The following is a 22207-nucleotide window of genomic DNA, read 5'->3' on the forward strand; positions in this document are numbered from 1 at the left end:
TGAAACAGACCTGAAACCGGATGCCTACAAGCAGTCGGAGCGGCCCTGTGCCGTGACGGCGTACCTTTTGTATAATGGGTCAGCGACTTAGAGTATGCAGCGAGCTTAAGCCGGTAGGTGGAGGCGCAGCGAAAGCGAGTCTGAACAGGGCGTTTCAGTTGCATGCTCTAGACCCGAAACCTGATGATCTAGCCATGGGCAGGTTGAAGGTGCGGTAACACGCACTGGAGGACCGAACTCACGCCTGTTGAAAAAGTCGGAGATGACCTGTGGCTAGGGGTGAAAGGCCAATCAAATCAGGAAATAGCTGGTTCTCCGCGAAAGCTATTTAGGTAGCGCGTCGGATGATTGCCCACGGGGGTAGAGCACTGGATGGGCTAGGGGGCCTCACCGCTTACCAAACCTAACCAAACTCCGAATACCGTGGAGCACAGTCCGGCAGACAGACGGTCGGTGCTAAGGTCGATCGTCAAGAGGGAAACAGCCCAGACCGCCAGCTAAGGTCCCCAAGTGGTGGCTAAGTGGGAAAGGATGTGGGAAGGCCATGACAACCAGGAGGTTGGCTTAGAAGCAGCCATCCTTTAAAGAAAGCGTAATAGCTCACTGGTCTAGACAAGCCGGCCTGCGCCGAAAATGTACCGGGGCTCAAGCCACCCACCGAAGCTGCGGGTGCACGCAAGTGCGCGGTAGCGGAGCGTTCCGTAAGCCTGCGAAGGATGTCCGCGAGGCCATCTGGAGGTATCGGAAGTGAGAATGCTGACATGAGTAGCGACAAAGAGTGTGAGAAACACTCTCGCCGGAAGTCCAAGGGTTCCTGCGCACGGTTAATCCGCGCAGGGTGAGCCGGCCCCTAAGGCGAGGCCGAAAGGCGTAGTCGATGGGAACCTGGTTAATATTCCAGGGCCTGGCAGAGGTGACGAATCCCGAAGTGCGTGCGGCCTTATCGGATTGGCCGTGCGCTGGAGGGGTTCCTGGAAACAGCCCTGCCATACAGACCGTACCCGAAACCGACACAGGTGGACAGGTAGAGCATACCCAGGCGCTTGAGAGAATGGTGTTGAAGGAACTCGGCAAATTACCCTCGTAACTTCGGGAGAAGAGGGCCCCGTTCCTGCGCAAGCAGGGGCGGGGGGCACAGACCAGGGGGTGGCGACTGTTTACTAAAAACACAGGGCTCTGCGAAGTCTGGCATGACGACGTATAGGGTCTGACGCCTGCCCGGTGCCGGAAGGTTAAAGGGAGGGGTGCAAGCTCCGAACTGAAGCCCCGGTAAACGGCGGCCGTAACTATAACGGTCCTAAGGTAGCGAAATTCCTTGTCGGGTAAGTTCCGACCTGCACGAATGGCGTAACGACTTCCCCGCTGTCTCCAACACCAACTCAGCGAAATTGAATTCTCCGTGAAGATGCGGAGTACCCGCGGTCAGACGGAAAGACCCCGTGCACCTTTACTCCAGCTTTGCAGTGGTGCCAGGGTTCCCATGTGTAGGATAGGTGGGAGGCTATGAAACGCAGGCGCCAGCTTGCGCGGAGCCATCCTTGAAATACCACCCTTGGGATCTCTGGCATCTAACCGCGCTCCCTGAACCGGGAGCCGGGACCCTGCATGGCGGGGAGTTTGACTGGGGCGGTCGCCTCCCAAAGAGTAACGGAGGCGCGCGAAGGTTGGCTCAGAGCGGTCGGAAATCGCTCGACGAGTGCAATGGCATAAGCCAGCCTGACTGCGAGACCGACAAGTCGAGCAGAGACGAAAGTCGGCCATAGTGATCCGGTGGTCCCGCGTGGAAGGGCCATCGCTCAACGGATAAAAGGTACGCCGGGGATAACAGGCTGATCTCCCCCAAGAGTCCACATCGACGGGGAGGTTTGGCACCTCGATGTCGGCTCATCACATCCTGGGGCTGGAGCAGGTCCCAAGGGTTCGGCTGTTCGCCGATTAAAGTGGTACGTGAGCTGGGTTTAGAACGTCGTGAGACAGTTCGGTCCCTATCTGCCGTGGGTGTCGGAGTGCTGAGAGGCGCTGTCCCTAGTACGAGAGGACCGGGATGGACGCACCTCTGGTGTACCGGTTGTGGCGCCAGCCGCATCGCCGGGTAGCTAAGTGCGGACGGGATAACCGCTGAAAGCATCTAAGCGGGAAGCCCCCCTCAAAACAAGCACTCCCCTTAGAGCCGGGATAGACCATCCCGTCGATAGGAGGCGTGTGGAAGCGCGGCAACGCGTGAAGCTAAGCCTTACTAATCGCTCGATCGGCTTGATCCCGACCGAGCCCTCCGGACGCCATACGCAGCGGCAAGGCCGCACGGCGGCGATCCATCGAGGACATGCATCACTTCCGTCCAAGGTCACTTGAACTCATCCTCGACAGCCCGGCGCCCCTGCGCCTGGCCGACCTGGTGGTCATAGCGAGGGGCCCGCACCCGATCCCATCCCGAACTCGGCCGTGAAAACCCTCCGCGCCAATGGTACTGCGTCTCAAGACGTGGGAGAGTAGGTCGCCGCCAGGTCCGCCAGACGCAGACGTGCCGCAAGGCAATCACGATCGGATCCGACACCACCAAGGGCGGGAAGCTTCAGGCTTCCCGCCCTTTTTGTCTGGTCATGCCCCGTCCGTTCCGCTACGACCACGGCCAAACCGTTCAACATCGTGATGGGGGAGGGCGCGTTTGTCGGCGCTGGCTTTCTTTGTGCGCGGAGTCAATCAGCTCAACGAATGGATCGGGCGGGCCGTGTCATGGCTCACCCTCGGAGTCGTGCTGATCTGCTTCTCGGTGGTTGTGCTTCGCTATGTCTTCAACATCGGCTTCATCTGGATGCAGGACATGTATGTCTGGCTCCATGCGGCTGCCTTCACTCTCGGCGCCGGTTACGCACTCCTCCACGACCACCATGTCCGCGTCGACATCCTCTACAGACCTGCCAGCGAGCGCTACAAGGCCTGGCTGAACCTGCTCGGCGTCCTCGTGCTGCTCCTTCCGTTCGTCACTCTTCTGGTCTACTGGGGCTGGGGTTACGTGATCCGCTCCTGGGAGTTGCAGGAACGCTCGCAGAATGTCGGCGGCATGCCGGGCCTGTTCATCGTCAAGAGCTGCCTGATCGGGTTCGCGGTGCTGGTCGGCCTCCAGGGCCTGTCCATGGCGGCCCGGAGCGTCCTGATCCTCACGGGCAATGCCGCATTGCTGCCGGCCAGGGATCTGCCGCCCGCCGAAAACCTGGAAGGGGCATGATCCCGTGGAGTCCCTCGATCCGATCCTGATCGGCGAAATCCTCAGCGTCGCCATGTTCTTCGGCGTGATCGTCGTCCTGATGCTGGGATTTCCCGTCGCCTTCACCCTTGCGGGCACGTCGCTGATCATCGCCGGCATCGGCTGGCTGCTGGATGCCTTCCAACCTGCGCTGTTCGGCACCCTGGCCTCGCGCTATGTCGGCGCCATGACCAACGAGGTGCTGGTCGCGGTGCCGCTGTTCGTCTTCATGGGCGTGATGCTCGAACGCTCCCGGATCGCCGAGCAACTCCTCGTCACCATGGCGCAGCTGTTCGGCACCTTGCGCGGAGGGCTCGGGCTGTCGGTCATCATGGTCGGAGCCCTGCTGGCCGCCTCGACCGGCATCGTCGGCGCGACCGTCGTGACCATGGGCCTGCTGAGCCTGCCGGCGATGCTGAGGGCCGGCTACGACCCGAAGCTTGCCTGCGGCATCATCTGCGCGTCCGGCACCCTCGGGCAGATCATCCCTCCCTCGACCGTCCTGATCTTCATGGGCGACATCCTGCAGGGAGCCAATGCCCAGGCACAGATGGCGCTCGGCAATTTTGCACCGAACCCGGTCTCGGTCGGCGACCTGTTCGTCGGCGCCTTCATCCCGGGCTTCATCCTGGTCGGCCTCTACATGGGGTGGACCATCCTCCTTGCGGTCGTGCGGCCCAAATCCGCCCCCGCCATGGTGATGTCCTCCGACGACCGGCGGGACCTGCCGAAAAACGTGGCCGTGGCGCTCGTCCCGGCGCTGGCATTGATCGTGGCGGTGCTCGGGTCGATCCTGGCCGGCATCGCCACGCCGACGGAATCCGCGTCGGTCGGCGCGGTCGGCGCCATGGTCCTTGCCGCCGCGCGCCGGCAGTTCAGCTACGCGATCCTGCGCCATTGCATGATGGCGACCATGCAGATCACCTCGATGGTGTTCGTCATCCTGTTCGGCGCGTCCATGTTCGCCCTGGTCTTCCGGACGCTCGGCGGAGACGCCCTGCTGGAGGAGTTCCTGACGGCGCTGCCGGGCGGGGCCACCGGGGCGATGCTGTTCGTGATGGGCCTGATGTTCGTCCTGGGCTTCATCCTGGACACGTTCGAGATCATCTTCATCGTCATGCCGCTGACCGCGCCGATCCTGCTCCAGATGGGAGTCGATCCGGTCTGGCTGGGCGTGATGGTCGGCATCAATCTCCAGACCAGCTTCCTGACCCCGCCGGTAGGCTTCTCGCTGTTCTACCTGCGGAGCGTCGCCCCGCCGTCGGTCACGACGAGCCAGATCTATCGCGGCGTGATCCCCTTCGTCCTGCTTCAGATGGTCGGGCTGGCGATGGTGTGGTGGATCCCGCAACTCGCCACTTGGCTGCCCGGCATCGTCTTCGACTAGGAAGCTCAAACCCGGCGCAGGGCCACGATCGGATCGAGCCTGGAGGCCTGCCACGCCGGATAGAGGCCGAAGACCACCCCGATCGCGCCGGCGCCGGCGAAGGCGCCGAGCGCGGTCAGAGGATCGATCGCCGGCCCGATCTCGGTCAGGGCATCCACCGCCAGGACGCCGCCGAAGCCCAGCAGCACGCCCAACAGGCCGCTGACCAGGGCCAGCGCCGCCGCCTCGATCAGGAACTGGGACAGGATATCCCGCCGGCCGGCGCCGACCGCCAGCCGCAGCCCGATTTCCGCCGTCCGTTCGGTGACGGATACCAGCATGATGTTCATGATGCCGATGCCGGCGATCAGGAGCGACAGCGCCGCGATGCCGATCAGCAGGACCGTGAGCATCCGGGCGGAGGCTGCGCGGGCCTCGGCCACCTCCGACAGGTTCCGGATGTCGAAATCGTCCGGCTCGTCGGGCGTCAGGCCGTGCCGCTGGCGCAGCAGTTCCCGGACCTCCGCGGTGGTCGCCTTCAGGCTCGCGGCGTCTTGGGTCTGGATCATCAACGCGTTGACCGCCCCGGCGAAGATCACCGACGGGTTGGCTTTCAGCTGCTCGACCTTCTGGAAGCCGCTGGTGCCGGTCCCGTCGAAGCGCTTCTTGCCGGTGATGGCGCTGACCGCCTGCACCTTGGGCGCCGGCTTGTTGTTCAGCCGCATCCGCGCCGTCGTCAGGGGAACAAAGACGACGTCATCCTGATCCGTGCCCTGGGCCGACTGGCCTTTACGCTCCAGGACGCCGACGACCTGGAACGGCACGTTGCGCAGCCGGATCACCCGGCCGACCGGGTTCTCTCCGGGCTCGAACAGCCGCTCCAGGACGGTCTGCCCGAGCAGCGCCAACTTGGCGACCGCGGCATCGTCCTCCTCCGTCAGGGTGCGCCCGGCGATCACCGGCCATTCCCTGACGTCCAGGTAGCCGGCCGAGATGCCGTGCATCCGGGACCAGGAATTCCTGTTGCCATTGATCGACTGGCCGCTCCCCCACCACATGGCGCCGACTTCCCGCACCGACGGGATCTCGGCGCGGATCGCTTGCCCGTCGTCCTCCGTCAGAAGCACGTTGGCATCGCCGCTCAACCGGACGCCGCCCGGCCCGATCCGCTGCCCGGGCACCACCATGATCAGGTTGGCGCCCAGGTTCTGGATCTGGGCGATCACCTTCTCCTGGGTGGCCGTGCCGATCGCCACCATCAGGATCACCGCGGCGATGCCCACCGCGATGCCGGTCATGGTCAGGAGGCTGCGCAGCCGGTGGAGCCAGAGGGCGCGGACCGCGGTCCGCAGGGCCATCAGGTTCATGACGCGCTGTCCTCCACCACCTGCCCGTCGCGGAACGCGATGCGCCGCGTCGCATGCTCCGCCACGCCGCGGTCGTGGGTGACCAGCACGATGGTTCGCCCCTCCTCGTTGAGGGAGCGGAACAGCGCCAGGATCTCCTCCCCCGTGGCCTGGTCGAGCGCGCCGGTCGGCTCGTCCGCCAGGAGGATGCGCGGGTCGTTGACCAGCGACCGGGCGATGGCGACGCGCTGCTGCTGCCCGCCGGACAGCTCGGCCGGCCGATGGTGAGCCCGCTCGGCCAGCCCGACCGAGGCGAGATGGCGGAGCGCCCTTTCCCGGCGCTCCCGCTTGCCTACGGCCGCATAGGTCAGCGGCAGTTCGACGTTCTCCAGCGCGGTGTGGGTCGGCAGCAGGTGGAAGCTCTGGAAGACGAAGCCCAGCTTGCCGTTTCGGATGCGGGCGCGCTGAGGCTCGGGAAGGCTGCCGACCTCGTCGCCGTCGAGCCGGTACTGCCCGCCGCTGGGAGTGTCCAGGCAGCCCAGGATGTTCATGAAGGTCGACTTGCCGGACCCCGAAGGGCCCATCACCGCGACATACTCGCCGGACTCGATCGCGAGGCTGACGCCGCGGAGCGCGTGGACGGTCTGGCCGGCCATGCTGTAGGTCTTGGCCAGGTCGATCGTCCGGAGCAGGGCGGTCACGTTCCCGCTCCGGCGCGGCGGCCGATCACGACCTGCTGGCCCTCGCTGAGGTTGCCACCGGTGATCTGGGTGAAGCCCAGGTCGGCGATCCCGGTGGAGACCGGCACGGCGGTGAAGGTGCCGGCCTTGTCGAGCACATAGACCTCCCCCTGGTTGGCCGGCCGCGGCGAGCGGGGCAGGCCCGCCGGGCGGGACCCGGGCTCCGCCGGGGCCGGCCTGAACCGCAGCGCGGCCGAGGGCACCCGGAGCGCGTCCGACTGCTCGGTCACCCTGATATCCACGGTGGCGGTCATGCCGGGATAGAGCTGGAGGGAATCGTTGGCCGCGGTGATGATCACCACGTAGGTGACCACGTTCTGGATCACCTGCGGCGCCTTGCGGACCTGGGACACGGTGCCGTCGAACCGCTGGCCCGGAAAGGCCGAGACCGTGAATCCTACGGACTGGCCGGGCTGGACCGCGCCGATATCGGCCTCGTCCACGAAGGTCTCCACCTGGAGCCGGCGGAGGTCGCGCGCGATGGTGTAGAGGACCGGAGCCTCCAGGCTGGCGGCGACGGTCTGCCCGACATCCACGTTCCGCTCGATCACCACGCCGTCGATCGGCGAGCGGATCGTCGTCCGGTCCAGGTCCACCCGGGCCTGGGCCAGGGCCGCCTCCCGCTGCGCCAGGGTCGCCCGGGCGACCAGCACTTCCGCCTCGGCCTCGCTGACCGAGGCGTCGGCCCCCTGGATCACGGTCGCCTGGGCCGCTTCCTCCGCCTGGGCCGCGGCGAGTGCCGCCTGGGCCTGGTCGAGCGCGCTGGCGGCCCGCTCCCGCTCGGCCACCGCGACGAAATCGGCGCGGCCCGAGGCGAAGGCGCGCTGATGGTCGCGCCGGGCCTGCTCCGCGACCGACTGCGCGCTGAGCGCCTTGGCCTTGAGGACCTGCCGGGCCGCCCGCGCGTTCTCCGCCTCGGCCCGCGCGCGGGCCAGCTTGGCGGTCGCCGCCGCGATCCCGGAGGCGGCGACGTCCCGCTCCGCCGTCGCCTCCGCGACCTTGGCGGCGAAGCCGGCGGGGTCGATCTGGGCGACCGTCTGGTCACGGGTCACGGTCGAGTTGAAATCCGCGTCGAGCGACTGGACGCGGCCCGACACGGCGGACCCGACCTGGACCAGCCCCACGGCGTTCAGGGTACCGGTCGCCGAAATGGTCCTGACGATGGTCCCGCGATCGACCGTCGCCAGCTCCACGTCGGGAATGTCGTGCCGGTCCTCGTCAAGGGCGGCATAGCCGCCGACCGCTCCGGCCAGCACGGCCGCGCCGACGGCTATCCACATTACGACGGCACGTCCCACGCTCTCGTCCTCCGCCTGATCAGGAGAGCATCATCCTGAAGGAACATGGCGTTGGCATGGCGGTATCAAGGTGGCGGTGTCAAGGTGCCGCTGCCGCGGGCGCCTGGGTGACGTCGTCGAGATCGAGGCGGAACCAGCCTTCCGGCCCCAGCGCCTCCAGAGGTTGGAAGCGCGCCTTGTACGCCATCTTCCGGCTGTTGCGGATCCAGTAGCCGAGATAGACGTACGGGATCCCCTCGGACAGCGACTGGGCAACCAGCGACAGGATCATGAAGGTCCCGAGGCTGCGCTTCTCCTGGTCGGCGTCGTAGAAGCTGTAGACCGCCGACAACCCGTCGCGCAGCCGGTCGGTCAGGATCGCGCCGACCAGCCGGTCCCGCCGGTCGCGGACTTCGAACAGGCAGGTCTCCGCGCGCCCCTCGTCCACCATCGCGCTGTAGTCGCCCAGGCTCATCCGCGCCATGTCGCTGTCGCCGTGGCGCGACGACTGGTAGGCGTGGAACAGCCTGAACTGCTCGTGCGTCGCGATGGCCGGGACCTCCGCGACGCTGAGATCGGCATTGGCCTTCAGGATCTTGCGCATGCTGCGGCCGGGCCGGAAGTCCGCCACCGGGATGCGCACCGGCACGCAGGCATTGCAGCCGGGGCAGACGGGCCGGTACACGATGTCGTGGCTGCGGCGGAACCCGGCCCGGGACAGGGTCGAGTTGACTTCCGACGCATAGGGCGTGCTGAGACGGGTGAACAGTTTACGCTCGACCCGGCCGGGCAGGTAGGGGCACGGCATCGGGCCTGAGCGGAAGAATTGCTGCAACGGCCGCGGCGGCGGCGGAATGACGGACATCGCTCCTGACCTATTGCTCCGCCATCGCCTCGGCCGGAACCGCGCCGAAGTAGGCTTTGCTGATCTCCGACGTTACGGCGTTCAGATGCAACTGCAACCAGTCCAGATACTCGTGAAGACCGGTCCTGATCACGTCCTCCACCGTCCGGGAGTGGAGCGCGGCCTGGACCTCGTCGACCCGCTCCATCGCCACGCTTCCCCCCTTCAACATATAGCGCGACTTCAGCCTGACCAGCAATCCGTCGATCTGACGGACGCAGGTGGTCACGGACCGGGGGAAGCTCTCGTTGTAGAGCATGAAGCCGGCCACCGCCGCCGGCGTCATGCCGCGCGGGTAGACCCGGCGGAAGGCGTGGTAGCCCGCCGCCGAGCGCAGCACCGCGTTCCACTGGCTGACGTCCAGGGCGGACCCGACGTCGTCGGAGACCGGCAGGAGGGTGTGGTACTTGATGTCGAGCAGGCGGGTGGTCTGGTCGGCGCGCTCCAGGTACTTGCCGAGCTGGTAGAAGTACCAGCCCTGGTCCCGGTAGAAGGTGCCCTCGGTGATGCCGGTATGGGCCTGGCACGCCTCCTTCACCATGCTGCACAGCCGGGTCAGGTTGTGCGGCGCTATGTCGGACGGGCCGAGCGCCAGAAGCCGGTTGTAGAACACATTGATCTGCGTCCACATCTCCGTGCTGATCAGGGGCCGCAGGGTGCGGGCGTTCTCCCGCGCGGACCGCACCGCCGACACGATCGAAGTCGGGTTCTGGGTGTCGAGCACGTAGAAATTGACGACGTTCTGGGCCGTCGCGGACTGGTACCGGGCCAGGAAGCGCTTCTCGTCGGCGTTGAGCTGGACGATCGACATCCAGTTCTTGGCGCCGCGGGTATCGCGCGAGAAGGTTTCGTGGACGTCGAGGATGCGGGCGAGATTCTCGGCGCGCTCCATGTAGCGCGCCATCCAGAAAATGCACTCCGCGTAGCGGGCAAGCAGACTACTCAAGGACCCACGTGTCTTTCGACCCGCCCCCCTGCGAGGAGTTGACGATCAGCGTGCCCTTGCGCAGGGCGACGCGGGAGAGGCCGCCGGGAAGCACCCAGGTGCTGCGCCCGGTGATGGCGAACGGCCGGAGATCGACGTGCCGCGGCTCGATGCCTTCCTCCACCAGGGTGGGGCAGACCGACAGGGGGATCATCGGCTGGCTGATATAGTTGGCGGGATCGGCCAGCAGCTTGGCGCGGCAATCCTCCAGCTCAGCCTTGGTGGCGCGCGGCCCGATGGTGATGCCGTAACCGCCGGCTTCGCCGACCGGCTTGACCACCAGCTCGGACAGCCTGTCCAGGGTCAGCGCCAGTCCCTCCGGCTCCCGGCAGATGTTGGTCTCGACGTTGGGGATGATCGCGTCCTGGTCCAGGTAGTACTTGATCATGCGCGGGACGTAGCAATAGACCGCCTTGTCGTCCGCCACGCCGGTGCCGATCGCGTTCGCCAGCGTCACGTTGCCCTTGCGGTAGGCCTCCATGATGCCGGGCACGCCCAGGTGGCTGTCGGGCCGGAAGGCCAGGGGATCGAGGAAGGCGTCGTCGACCCGGCGGTAGATGGTATCCACTCGCGCCAGCCCGTTGGTCGTCTTCATGTAGACCCGGTCGTCGCGGACCACGAGGTCGCGCCCCTCGACCAGCGGCACGCCCATCTCGCGCGCCAGGAAGATATGCTCGAAATAGGCCGAGTTGTAGGAGCCCGGCGACAGCAGCACGACCTGGGGGTCCTGGATGTCGGCCGGCGCCACCTCGCTCATGGCTTCCAGCAGCTTGACGCCGTAATTGTCCACCGGCCGGATGCCGATGTCGCTGACCAGGTCGGGGAACGCGCGCATCATCATGTGCCGGTTCTCGACCACGTAGGACACGCCCGACGGCACGCGGGCATTGTCCTCCAGCACGCGGAAGATGCCCTGGCCGTCGCGCACCAGATCGACGCCCATGATGTGGACATAGGTGTTGAACGGCACGTCGATGCCGATCATCTGCGGCCGGAAATTCTGGTTGCCGGTGACCAGGTCGGCCGGGATGATCCCGTCCTTCAGGATCTTCTGGTCATGGTAGATGTCGTGGAGGAACAGGTTGAGCGCGGTGACGCGCTGGATGACGCCGGCTTCCACCGCGGCCCATTCCCGGGCCGAGATCACGCGCGGAATCACGTCGAAAGGCAGGATCCGGTCCACGGCGTCCTGGTCGGAATAGACCAGGAAGGTGATTCCGAGGTTGTAAAGCTCCCGCTCGGCATCCTTGGCCCGGCGCTGGAGATCCGCGAAATCAAAACTGGAGAGACGTCCCCGGATCGCCGACGTATGCTCGGCCGGACTTCCCGGTCCGCCGAACAGCTCATCGAAGAATCCACCTGGGTCGTAGTTCGCGAGTAAGTCCGTGGGGACGGTACCGGATGGGTTCACGCTTGTTCCTCGGGGCTTGGACGCACGCAACGGGTGAAAGGCCCGCAGCCGAGCTGTTGTTCCCCAATTATGACCCGATTTTTTGGGTATTGACCAGAGTTTCTAAAAGGATTCTGCGGTGCAGCAAAAGTGCCGCAACCGACCCTTCTAAATGCTGGCAGGGGAAACCATCGAGCGTGGGAACAAGGTGTGTCGTCGAGCAAGCAGCCGAGCTTGCCGAACCCAGGTATCCGGGTCCACAAGGCAGCGATCGCCGGGACGGATCGCGGGACTCGGGTTGCTCCCACCGGCACGGACAGCCGGAGGGAGCAGCCGCGAAGGAAGATCAGGTCCGGCTTACAGGACCGATTCGACCCACTGGTACAGGGCGCCCTTCGGCAGGGCGCCGATCTTGGTGGCGGCGACCTTGCCGTCCTTGAACAGCATCAGGGTCGGAATGCCGCGCACGCCGAACTGGCCGGGGGTCTTGGGGTTCTCGTCGATGTTCAGCTTGGCGACAGTGATCTTCTCGCCGTATTCGGTGGCCAGATCCTCCAGGGCGGGAGCGATCATCTTGCAGGGTCCGCACCATTCAGCCCAGAAATCGACCAGAACCGGGCCGGGCGCCTTGAGGACGTCAGACTCGAAGCTGGCGTCGGTGATCTTGGTGGTGCTCATGTTACCTCATCTTCGTCAATGGTGCGGCGGCCAGAACATCCGGCAGGGATGGTGGCGGCACCCTCGTCTTCGTTGAAATGTAGGGGTGCCCCGTGCCCCGGGTCAAGCAGCGGGGCGTTCCCCATTTCCGCATGTGTGGAATGCCCTGACGGCGTGACGATTGTCACTGTGGAAATTCACCTGAGGGAGAATGCTTCCGGTCGGGACTCCGCCCAGCGGCGCGGGCTCATCGCGCAACGGCGGCCGGCGTCCGGAAGGGCGGCACCGGCGCCGAAAGGAAGGTGGAGCCGAACAGGGCCGCCGCCTTGGGGGAGGTCACTATCGGGAGGGCCGAAAGGTCACTATTCCGCTTGGCGGCGGGCCGGAGAGGGTTGGGAGCCTTGCCCCGCGCCGGCTCGGGCCGTGGCGCCGAGGGCTTCGCCGGGACGGCGTGGTCGGCCTCTTCCTTTGGGTCGCAGTCCAGGTTCTCCAGGTCGGCGTCGGGATGCGGCCCATTGCCGAGATAATGGTGCGGGATGCGCTTGTCCTGCACCACGCCGCGCAGTTTCGTCCATAGTTCGACTGCGCGCAGCGTCAGCCCGAGGCTCTTCCGCTCCAGCGCCTCGTACATGATCGTCTTGACCAGGGCGGCCGCCTCGTCCAAGTCCGCCTGATGGCCGGCGCGGCGGTCGGCGCGGAGCTGGTCGATGCGGACGCGGATCTCCGGCTGGCCCATCAGGACAGTGCCGCGCTGCTTCGCGCCCTTCGGCGAGTAGCCCGCCCGCCGCGCCGCCTCGGCCCCGCCGACGCCGCAGGCCATTGCTTGGCAGAAAGCTTCCTGTCGGGGCGGCAGCACGATCACGGGTTGGGTGGAGGCGGCGGGTGTCGAGGGCTGATGGTCGAGCATGGCTGGAACGCCTTGGTCGGGAGGGGAACAATGCATGAACATTAGCTCGAACTCGTGCTAGATGCAATGCATGGTGGAGGGTGCGCGTCCCGCGCACCGTGGGCGGCGTCCCGCCGCCCCTCCGCGTGGTTCCCGCTGACTTGGTGCTGACCCCCCTCACCCCGACCCTCGCCCCCTTTGGGGGCGAGGGTCGGGGTGAGGGGGCGGGCGGAAGAGTTTCGCGGGTCAGGGGGCGTGGGCGTCCAGGAGGGCTTCCGAGAGTTCCATCAGGCGGGGGCCGTCGGTCCAGAGCAGGACGCAGCGGACGGGGCGGTCGGGGTAGATCGCGCCGATCGCGGCGCGGTAGGCGGCCATCTGGCGCAGATAGACCGGCGAGACCTGGGATTCCACCAGCGGCGGCGGGCGGTTGGTCTTGTAGTCCACGATCCAGACCTCCTTGTCCGTCACCAGCAGGCGGTCGATCTGGCCGGACAGGGCGCGGCTGGAGACAAGGCCGACCACCGGCACCTCCGCCCGGCTGCCGGGGCCGAACAGGGGGGCGAAGGTCGGGTCGGACAGGACGGCCAGGGTTTCCGCGGCGATCATCTCCTGTCCCTCGGCCGTCAGGTTGTGGGCCGGGCGGGCGAGGAAGCGGCGGCAGGCGGCTTCGCGCAAGGCGGGGTCCAGGTCGGGCAGGGTCTGGAGCAGGCGGTGGATCAGGGTGCCGCGCAGGAAGCGGGCGCCGTCGTCGTTGCCCAGGGGAGAGCGGACGGCGGGTTCGGCCTCCTCCGGGCGGGAGGGGGTCAGCGGGCGGGAGGGGGTCGGCTCCTCCGGGGCGGTGGCCCGCGCCCATTGGGGCAGCGGGGCCGCGTCCAGGGCGAGGTCGTCGTCGCGATAATCGTCCTTGGCCGGCACTGTCTGGGGGCCGCGCAGCCGCCAGCCCTCGCCGGACCAGCCGTCCTGCGGGGAGATCGCGGTGAAGTCGAAGCCGCAGGGCTCGCCGATCTCGCGCATCGCCTGTTCGGCCAGCCGGTACCAGCAGGCGTCGGCCGGGTCGCGCTTGCCCTGCCAGCCGCAGATATACAGCCGATCCTCGGCCCGGGTCAGGGCGACGTAGAGCAGCCGGCGGTATTCCTGGTCGCGCTTCTGGTCGGCGACGGCGCGGATCCGGGCGCACATGCCATCCTCCAGCGCGCGGCGGGGGGCGAACAGGGGCACGCCGTCGGCGCTTTCCGGCCACAGGATGCGGGGGCTCTGGTTCGGGACGCCCATGCTGTCGGGCAGGAAGACGATCGGCGCCTGCAAGCCCTTGGAGCCGTGGACGGTCATGATGCGGACGCGGTCGCCGCCCTGTTCCAGCTCGCGCTTGATCTCCGCCTCGCTGGCGTCGAGCCAGTGCAGGAAAGCCTGGAGCGAGGGCGGGTGGCTGCGCTCGAACGCCAGGCAGGCGGACAGGAACTCGTCCAGCGGGTCCTGGGCGTCGGGTCCCAATCGCTTCAGGATGGCGCGCCGGCCGCTGACCGGGTCGGCCGGGCAGGGCGCGCTGAGCACGCGGGCGAACAGCTCGAACGGCCGGATGAAGTCGGTCTCGTTCTGGAGGGCGCGCAGATAGTCGCGGGCCGGGCGGAACAGCAGGTCCGCCTCGGCGCGCTTGCGCAACGCCTCCCACAGGTGGCCGCGCCGGCCGTGGGCGATGTCGAAAAGCTGCTCCTCGGTCAGGCCGATCAGGGGACTCTTCAGGATCGTGGCGAGCGTCAGGTCGTCTTCCGGAAGCAGCAGGAAGTTGGCGAGCGCCATCAGGTCCATGATGCTGAGCTGCTGGGTCAGCACCATGCGGTCCACGCCGGCGACCGGCACCTCGCGCTCCTTCAGGGCGCGGACCAGCTCCTCGACGAAGCCGGTGCGGCGGCGGACCAGAACCATCACGTCGCCCGGCCGGATCGCCCGGCCGCGCGCCGGCAACTCCTCCCCGCGCGCCAGCCAGTCGCGGACCGTGTCGGCGATCACGGCGGCCAGCCGGGCGGGCGGGCTGTCGGTGCGCTGGCGGGTCAGCGGCGGCTCCCACGGTGCCGGGGCCTCCTGCTCGCGCGGGGCGACGGGCGGCCAAAGCTCGACCAGCCCGGCATGGCCGCGCCGGAAGGCGACGTGCCGGATCGTGGTCGCCGTCTCGAAGGCGACGCCGTCGCGGGCGGTCTGGAGCGAGAAGACGGCGTCCACCGCGTCCAGCACGGCTGATGTCGAGCGGAACGAGATCTCCAGGTCGATCTTCTCCCAGCGGCCCGCCGCGATCCGCACCCGCTCCTGGAAATGGGAGCGCATGCGGGTGAACTCCGCCGGGTCGGCCCGCTGGAAGCTGTAGATCGACTGCTTCTCGTCGCCCACGGCGAACAAGGTCCGCGCCCGGTCGGAGCCGGCGGCCCCGGCGAAGAACTCCTCCGCCAGGGCGGCGACCACCTGCCACTGCTCCGGGTTGGTGTCCTGGGCCTCGTCGATCAGGATATGGTCGAGGCCGCCGTCCAGCTTGAACAGCACCCACGGCGCCACGCCGGGCTTGGTCAGCAGGTGCTGGGCCGCCAGGATCAGGTCGTCGTAGTCGAGCCGGGAGCGATCCTCCTTGAGCCGGGCGTAGGTCTCGATCAGGGCTTCGGCGAGCACCAGCAGGGCGGCGGTGGAGTTGGCGACTCCGGCCGACTTGATCCGGTCCAGCACCTCGCACAGCCGCTCCGCCTCGGCCACGAGGGCGGCCAAGGCGGCCGGGTTGGCGGTGGCGGGCTTCTTGGTCAGCAGGGTCTTGCGGGGGGCGCCCTCGGCGGTCAGGAAATGCCTGACATAGTCGCGGAAACGCTCGACGCGATCCTCCGCGGCGTCCAGCCAGGCCTGGACCGCGATGCCGCGCTCCTGGTCGGTGCCGCTGCCGCCGGACAGGGCGCGGCAGGCGTCGCGCAGGCTCGGCACGTCGAAGATGTCGTCGCGGCAGGCGCGTTCGAGGATCGCCGCCTCGTCGGCGCCGGGCGGGACCTTGAGGTGGCCGAAGACCTCGGCGATCGTGGCGCCCAACCCGCCGTGGCGGTCGATGATTCGGCGGATGCGTCCGCGCTCCATCGCGATGGACTTCAGGATATCGCCGAAATCGTCCTGCTGGATCTCGTTGGTCAGGCGGGCCAGCGCCTTGCCGAGGTCGCTGTCCGGCTCGAACCGGGAGCGGGCCAGGACGGTGTCGCGCGCGGCGGCCAGCAACTCGTCGGCGGTACGCTCGTCCATCACGTCGAACTGGGGCGCCAGGTCGGCTTCCAGCGGGAAGCGGCGCAGCAGCGACTGGCAGAAGGCGTGGATCGTCTGGATCTTCATGCCGCCGGGGCAGTCCACGACCTGGGCGAACAGCCGGCGGGCGCGGGTCCGCATGTCGGCGTCGGGCCGGGCGCCGGTCAGGTCGGCCAGGCGGTCCTCCAGCCGGGCGTCGGTCAGGGTCGCCCACTGGGCCAGCGTGTTGTTGATGCGGATCGACATCTCCGCGGCGGCGGCCTTGGTGAAGGTCAGGCATAGGATGCGCGAGGGCTGGGTGCCGGCCAGCATCAGCCGCAGCACGCGGTCGGTCAGGACCTTGGTCTTGCCGGTGCCGGCCGACGCGCCGACCCAGACCGAGCATTCCGGATCGGACGCGCGGCGCTGCTTGACGTTGGGGTCCATCGGGCGGGAGGGGAGCTCGACGACGTTCATGGGCTGGTGCTCATGCCGGGGGCAGGTCGGAGGAGGGCATCGGGCGTTGGCGCCGACAAGGGAAACCGGGGTCAGCCCACCATTTCCAAGTTGCTTTTCCATCCGCCGGCCTTCCGGGGAAATGGTGGTCTGACCCCGGTTTCCCGGCTCCGGCCATCCTGTCGAACGGGATTCCCATCGGTGTCACTCCACGGGCTCGCCGCCGGCGGACCATTCCTGGACGCGGGCCAGATGGCCGTAGTCGGTGTAGCGGGGCGCCCAGTCCGGGCGGGGGCGCGAGCGGTAGGGGGTCGCCGGATCGTCGAAGGTGCGGATCAGGTCGATCAGGCCGGCGCGGGCCTGCTCGGCCAGCAGGGCGAGGTCGCCCTTGACGGGGATCTCGGCGCCGGCCGGGTCGCCGCCCGACAGCTTCCAGAAGGCGAGGTCGCCCACCGGAGCTGCGTCCACCGTCTCGAACCCGCCGGCAGCCGCCATGACGGCTTCCAGCGGCAACTGGGGCGCGAAACCCAGGGCGACCTCCAGGTTCGACGGGGGCGTGCCGGTCTTGTAGTCGATGATGGCGAGGCCGCCGTCGGGCAGCTTGTCGATGCGGTCGGCCTTGGCGCGCAGCGTGAAGGGGCCGGCGGGGCCTTCCAGCTCCAGCTTGCCCTTGATTTCGGTCGCCAGGGGGCGGACCGTGCGGCGGCGCTCCGTCTCGAACTGGATGAACCAGGCGGCGACCCGCTCGAAGCGGGGCCACCAGAAGGCCCAGACCTCGGGCTGGCTCAGCAGCTTGCCGAAGGCGTCGCGGCCCAGCTCGGTCAGTTTCTCGACCGCCGCGCCGGGCAGGGCGCTGGGATAGGTCTTGGTGAAGGCGTCCAGCGCCTGGTGGATGAACTGGCCGCGCTCGGAAGCTCCCGGATCGGCGGCGATCGGCTCCAGCGCCTCCAGCTTCAGGATCCGGCGGGCGTAGATCGCGTAGGGATCGCGCATCCAGGTCTCGATCTCGGTGACCGACAGGCTGCGCGGGCGGGCGGAGAGCGGCGGGCGCGGCTCGGGCGCCGGGAGCGGGCGGACGGCGTCGGGCCGGTCGAGCTGGTCGACCCAGGACAGCCACTGCTCCGTCTCCATCTCGATGATGCCGTTCAGGTCCAGGCCGCGCAGCACGGTGTCGAGTCGCAGCAGCCAGCGGGACGGCACGGTCGGCGTGCCGTCCACCCGCTCGGCGCGGGACAGGACCACCCGGGCGCCGCCTGCGGCCTGGACGAAATCATGGGCGGCGACGCCGACCAGCCGCTCGGGCACGGGCAGCCCGAAGGCCTTGCGCATCGGCCGCGACAGCCAGGGGTCGGAGGCGGCATCGGGCGGCCAAGTGCCCTCGTTGAGGCCGCCGAGGATCATCACGTCGGCATGCTGCAACCGGGCTTCGAGCAGTCCCAGGATGCTGAGGCGCGGGTGCCGGCCGTAGCGCGGGCGGACCACGTGGGCCGCCATCAGGGCTTCCAGGAAGGCCGGGTACTGGGACGCCGCGATCGGCGGGAAGTCGCCGGCCGCCTGGCGCAGCTCGTTCACGAAACCGGCCGCCGCCTCGCCGTCCTCGTGGCGCCACAGCCGGTCGGGGCCGGACAGGTCATCGCTGGCGGCCAGCCGTTCGGCAAAGGCGACGTGCAGGGTCAGCCACTCGGCCGGGGGCTGCGGGTCGGGCGCTTCCATGGCGTCGAAGAAGGGGGCGGCCATGGCGTGCAGGTGCTCGACATACTGGACCAGCTCGCGCCTCGTGTCGCCGCCGCGGTCGAAGCGGTTGTTCTCGGCCTCGTCCAGGGCGGCGAGAAGGCCGCGGAAGCCGGGCGCCGGGCGGGGGCCGCGCAGGACGGCGCGTTCCAGGTCGCGGGCCTGGGTGCGGAACCACAGCGGGTTGAGCCCGCCGCCCGCCAGCGGGTGCTTGAGCACGGCCAGGAGCGGCAGCGGGTCGGCCCGTTCGACCGCGCAGGCGGCGGTCAGGCGCAGGTAGGTGCCGACGGCGGTGTCGGCCAGCGGCCGGCCGCCGGAATCGTCCACCGCGATGTTCCAGCGCTCCAGCGCGGTGGCGACCCGGCGGGCGAGGTTGCGGTCGGGCGTCACCAGGGCGGCGGTGCGGTCGGGGACTTCCAGCGTCTGGCGCATCATCAGGGCGATGACGGCGGCCTCCTCCTGGGAGGTCGGGCAGTCGATCCGGGTTATGCCGTCGAGCGCGCCTTCGTCGATGCCGTCTAGCCCCCGCCAGGCCTCGGTCGTCGCCGCGGGCCGCATCGCCTCGCTGAGCAGGCGGGTGCGCGCCGGGTTGCCGGGGGTCAGCGGGCAGTCCCAAGGCTCGACCCGGTCGCGCGGCAGGTCGAGCTTGCGCAGCAGGCTGGCCATGCCGTGCTGGGGGTGGCCGTCGTCGGACGCCGCCGCGTCCCAGCTCGTCTCGTCCATGTCGGTGTCGAGGCCGGGAAGGACGACGCAGCCGTTGGGCATGGTCGCGACGACGGCCAGGAGTTCGGCGGTCGCCGGGATGGTGCCGGTCGAGCCGGCGGCGATCACCGGGCCGGCCGGCGGGTTGGCCCGCCACGCCTCGGCCTGGGCCTTGAGGACGAGGTTGCGCCGCTCGGCGGCGTCGATGGCGCCTTCCAGCTCCAGGATGGTCGGCCAGACATGGGTCAGGATCTTCAGGAATTCCAGCGTGACCTGCCAGTGCTGGGCGTATTCCTCCGGCACCAGCCCTTCGAGCCGGTCGAACGGCACGCCCTCGGTCTGCACCTGGTCGAGCAGGCGGGCGAGGTCGGCCGCCAGCCGGGCGGCTTGGTCGGCGGTGATGGACTTGCCGTCCTTCCTGAGGATGGCCTGGGCCAGGAGGAGCTGGCGGCGCAGGCTGGTCAGGGCGGGAGGCAGGTCGAGCGCGCCGGCGAGGCCGGGGATCTCCTCGATCGCGAGGCTGAGCTCGTCGGCGTCGATGTCGCCGAGCGGGCTCATGCGCGGCAGGAGCTGGGGAGCGCCGCCGGAGAGGCGGAGGAAGGCTTCGCGCAGGGTCCGGCAGGCGCGCCGGGTCGGCAGCAGGACGGTATGGCCGGCAAGGGCCAGCGGACCGCCGTCCGCCTCCACGCGGGCGAGGATGCCGGTCGCCAGGGCATCGACGAACGGTACGCCCGAGGGGATGTTGAAGACTTGCGCCATGGGTCCGGGGCCTGTGGGTTCCTGGTGCGTCGGGCGGAGGCGTGCTGGAGAACCGTAGGTCGGGTAGAGCGCAGCGGCACCCGACGCGGATGCACCGGCCCGTCGGGTGCCGCTGCGCTCTACCCGACCTACAGGAGTCTTGAAACCCTACTATAGGTGGGACGCGGAACGCAAATCTTTCCAAGATATGGTATCGTCAGGACTCGCTGTGGTGCGGCCGGACTTCCAGGTGCTCGTCCACCTTGGCGATGCTGGCCGGGGTCCCGACGTGGAACCACAGGCCGTCATGGCGCATCCCGTAGAGCCGCTCGCTTTCCAGCAGCCGGTCCCAGATCAGGTTGGTCGAGAAGGCGCCCGATGGCACGTCGGCGAACAGTTCCGGCTTGAGGATCTGGACGCCGGCGAAGACGAAGGGGGCGATCTCGCCGCTGCGGCGGCGGGTCAGGCGGCCCAGCGGGTCCATGTGGAAGTCGCCCTTGCCGTCGTAGCCGAAGGCGGCGACGGCCGGGTGGAGCAGCAGCAGGGCGTCCATGGTCTCCGGGTTCCAGGCCCGGGTCAGGCGGTCGATGGCCGGGGTGGGGCCGTCGAGCCACAGGATGTCGGAATTGACCGACAGGAACGGGTCGGTGCCGAGCAGCGGCAGGGCCTGCCGGATGCCGCCGCCGGTCTCCAGCAGGTCCGCCTCGGGCGACAGGACGATGCGGGGGGACGTGCGGCCCGCGAGGTGGTCCGCGATCATCTCGCCCTTGTAGTGGGTGTTCACGACGGCGGTTCCGATGCCGGCGGCGGCGATGCGGTCGAGCGCGTGGTCGAGCAGGGGTTTCCCCGCCACGGGGATCAGCGGCTTGGGCCGTTCCAGCGTCAAGGGCCGCATGCGCAGGCCGAGCCCGGCGGCCAGCACCATGGCGTGGGTCAGGGTCGTCATTATTCGGGTGCTTTCGAAAGGTCGGTGGGCGGGTTGAAAAGGGGAGCGCGGACAGGGGGCGGCAGGGTGCGGTCGAACCAGTCGCGCACCGGCGCCAGGGCCGGATGCTCCAGCTTCGCCTCCAGCAGGCGCCAGACGCGGGGCAGGTGGCGCAGATAGCCGGAACGGCCGTCGCGGAGATGCAGCCGGGCGAAGACCGCCACGATCCGGGTGTGCCGGACGGCGCCCAGCACGGCGTAGGAACGCAGGAAGGCGTCGCGGTCCAGGCCGGGGAACGCGTCCAGGTAATGGCCCAGCATGGCAGCCGCCAAGTCGGACGGAACGTCGCGCCGGGCATCCTCCAGCAGCGACACGAGGTCGTAGCTGATCGGCCCGAGGCCGGCGTTCTGGAAGTCCAGCAGCCCGCAGGCGGATGCGCCCGGACGGCCGTCGAGCCGCATCAGGTTGTCCACATGGTAGTCGCGGTGCATCAGCGACGTGCCGAATCCTACCGCGTCGGGGACGGTCGCCCACCAGGCCCGCTCCAGGTCGGCGCGCTCCTCGGCGGTGGCGGCGCGGCCCAGGGCGGCCGGGACGTAGACGTCGGCCAGCAGCATCACCTGCTCGATGAACAGGGCGGCGTCGTAGCGGGGCAGGCCGAGCGGAGTTGCCCGGGCGGGGTCGAAGCGCCGGTGCAGGGCGACGAGGGCGTCCACCGCCAGGCGGTAGAGGTCCGCGGGGTCGGCGCCCTGGTCCATCAGGCGGGTGAAGGTCGCGTCGCCGAAATCCTCGATCAGCAGCAGGCCGGCCTCGGGCTCCCCGGCGAGGATGTGCGGCGCCGAGAGGCCGAATCCTTGCAGCAGGCCGGAGATCGCGACGAAGGGGATCACGTCCTCCGCCGGGTTCGGCGAGTCCATCAGCAGGGCGCTGTCGGTACCGCGGCGGAGGCGGAGGTAGCGCCGCGCCGAGGCGTCGCCCGCCAGGGCCGTGCGGTCGGCATCGCCCCAGCCCTGCGCGGCCAGGAAGCCGGTGATGGTGTCTTCGCGGGGGGTCACGGCTGCTCCAGGCTCCCCAGGCGGTCGGCCCAGCCGCCGTGGCCGGTCAGGGTGGCGCGGCGCGCGGTCGCTTCCGGGCCGAAGGACAGGGCGATGTCGAGCCGTTCCGGCGGCAGGAGGGATCCCAGCCGGTCGGGCCATTCGACCAGGGCGATGCCGCCGGAGCGGACCTCGTCCCAGCCGAGCTCGATCACCTCGTCCGGGCCGCCCAGACGGTAGAGGTCGAAATGCCAGACCGGGGCCGCCGGGGTGTCGTAGGTCTGGACCAGGGTGAAGGTCGGGCTCGGCACCTCGTCGTCCGGGTCTCCCAGCGACTGGATCAGCGCGCGGGCGAACGCCGTCTTGCCGGCGCCCAGGTCGCCGCGCAGCGCCACCATGTCGCCGGCGCGGAGCAGGGATCCGACGCGGCGCGCGAGGTCCGCCGTGGCGGCCTCGTCCCCGAGGTCGATGACCAGGTCAACGGAGGGGGCTTGCTGACGCTGTGCCGTCATGGTCGTGCGCTTGCTTCCTTTACCCGGCCCCGCGGAAGGCGGGGGTTTGATCGTGCCCGGAAATCCGCTAATGA

Annotated in this window: 15 protein-coding genes and 2 rRNA genes (1 of these 17 running past the window's edge); 4 read left to right on the forward strand and 13 right to left on the reverse strand. The window is 68.6% G+C overall.

The window, feature by feature from the left end; translation table 11 throughout:
- The 4 genes from JL101_RS07785 to JL101_RS07800 form a co-directional block, all read left to right on the forward strand.
- Positions 1 to 2261 (forward strand): 23S ribosomal RNA (locus JL101_RS07785) (it extends 483 nt beyond the left edge of the window).
- Between the two features lie 130 nt (positions 2262 to 2391).
- A 5S ribosomal RNA gene (rrf, locus tag JL101_RS07790) occupies positions 2392 to 2506 on the forward strand.
- Between the two features lie 222 nt (positions 2507 to 2728).
- Positions 2729 to 3226, forward strand: a complete 498-nt coding sequence (locus JL101_RS07795) for a TRAP transporter small permease subunit (RefSeq protein WP_228435344.1) — start codon at positions 2729 to 2731, stop codon at positions 3224 to 3226.
- 52 nt (positions 3227 to 3278) lie between these two features.
- Positions 3279 to 4631, forward strand: coding sequence for a TRAP transporter large permease (locus tag JL101_RS07800; RefSeq protein WP_228435476.1), 1353 nt, complete (start codon positions 3279 to 3281; stop codon positions 4629 to 4631).
- Positions 4632 to 4636: 5 nt separating this feature from the next.
- On the opposite strand, the gene JL101_RS07805 is transcribed toward JL101_RS07800, so the two are convergent.
- The 13 genes from JL101_RS07805 to tsaE form a co-directional block, all read right to left on the reverse strand.
- Positions 4637 to 5977 carry an ABC transporter permease gene (locus JL101_RS07805; RefSeq protein ID WP_203099266.1) on the reverse strand — a complete coding sequence of 447 codons (1341 nt, stop codon included), beginning with the start codon at positions 5975 to 5977 and terminating at the stop codon, positions 4637 to 4639.
- Positions 5974 to 6657 (reverse strand): ABC transporter ATP-binding protein, encoded by a 684-nt coding sequence (locus JL101_RS07810; RefSeq protein WP_228435345.1) that lies wholly within the window; start codon positions 6655 to 6657, stop codon positions 5974 to 5976. Before JL101_RS07810 ends, JL101_RS07805 begins: the two co-directional genes overlap by 4 nt.
- On the reverse strand, positions 6654 to 7976 hold the full coding sequence (locus tag JL101_RS07815; protein ID WP_203099265.1) for an efflux RND transporter periplasmic adaptor subunit: 1323 nt from the start codon (positions 7974 to 7976) through the stop codon (positions 6654 to 6656). The genes JL101_RS07810 and JL101_RS07815 overlap by 4 nt, the downstream gene beginning before the upstream one ends.
- Before the next feature lie 97 nt (positions 7977 to 8073).
- Positions 8074 to 8838, reverse strand: coding sequence for an arginyltransferase (locus JL101_RS07820; protein ID WP_203099264.1), 765 nt, complete (start codon positions 8836 to 8838; stop codon positions 8074 to 8076).
- Positions 8839 to 8848: 10 nt separating this feature from the next.
- Positions 8849 to 9823, reverse strand: a complete 975-nt coding sequence (locus tag JL101_RS07825; RefSeq protein ID WP_202682579.1) for an alpha-E domain-containing protein — start codon at positions 9821 to 9823, stop codon at positions 8849 to 8851.
- A complete protein-coding gene (locus JL101_RS07830; protein ID WP_203099263.1) occupies positions 9816 to 11273 on the reverse strand; it encodes a circularly permuted type 2 ATP-grasp protein in 1458 nt (485 codons plus the stop codon). Before JL101_RS07830 ends, JL101_RS07825 begins: the two co-directional genes overlap by 8 nt.
- 336 nt (positions 11274 to 11609) lie before the next feature.
- Positions 11610 to 11930 (reverse strand): thioredoxin TrxA, encoded by a 321-nt coding sequence (trxA, locus tag JL101_RS07835; protein ID WP_203099262.1) that lies wholly within the window; start codon positions 11928 to 11930, stop codon positions 11610 to 11612.
- Positions 11931 to 12156: 226 nt separating this feature from the next.
- On the reverse strand, positions 12157 to 12816 hold the full coding sequence (locus JL101_RS07840; protein ID WP_203099261.1) for a terminase small subunit: 660 nt from the start codon (positions 12814 to 12816) through the stop codon (positions 12157 to 12159).
- 225 nt (positions 12817 to 13041) lie between these two features.
- Complete coding sequence (gene addA, locus JL101_RS07845) at positions 13042 to 16512, reverse strand: double-strand break repair helicase AddA (RefSeq protein WP_203099260.1); 3471 nt, start codon at positions 16510 to 16512, stop codon at positions 13042 to 13044.
- A gap of 183 nt (positions 16513 to 16695) precedes the next feature.
- Complete coding sequence (gene addB / locus JL101_RS07850) at positions 16696 to 19683, reverse strand: double-strand break repair protein AddB (protein ID WP_203099259.1); 2988 nt, start codon at positions 19681 to 19683, stop codon at positions 16696 to 16698.
- 196 nt (positions 19684 to 19879) lie between these two features.
- On the reverse strand, positions 19880 to 20608 hold the full coding sequence (locus JL101_RS07855; protein ID WP_203099258.1) for a nucleotidyltransferase family protein: 729 nt from the start codon (positions 20606 to 20608) through the stop codon (positions 19880 to 19882).
- Positions 20608 to 21642, reverse strand: a complete 1035-nt coding sequence (locus JL101_RS07860) for an aminoglycoside phosphotransferase family protein (protein WP_203099257.1) — start codon at positions 21640 to 21642, stop codon at positions 20608 to 20610. Before JL101_RS07860 ends, JL101_RS07855 begins: the two co-directional genes overlap by 1 nt.
- Positions 21639 to 22133 carry a tRNA (adenosine(37)-N6)-threonylcarbamoyltransferase complex ATPase subunit type 1 TsaE gene (tsaE, locus tag JL101_RS07865; RefSeq protein ID WP_203099256.1) on the reverse strand — a complete coding sequence of 165 codons (495 nt, stop codon included), beginning with the start codon at positions 22131 to 22133 and terminating at the stop codon, positions 21639 to 21641. Before tsaE ends, JL101_RS07860 begins: the two co-directional genes overlap by 4 nt.
- Positions 22134 to 22207 lie beyond the last annotated feature (74 nt).

It is taken from the genome of Skermanella rosea (genome assembly GCF_016806835.2).
Taxonomy (GTDB): Bacteria; Pseudomonadota; Alphaproteobacteria; order Azospirillales; family Azospirillaceae; genus Skermanella; species Skermanella rosea.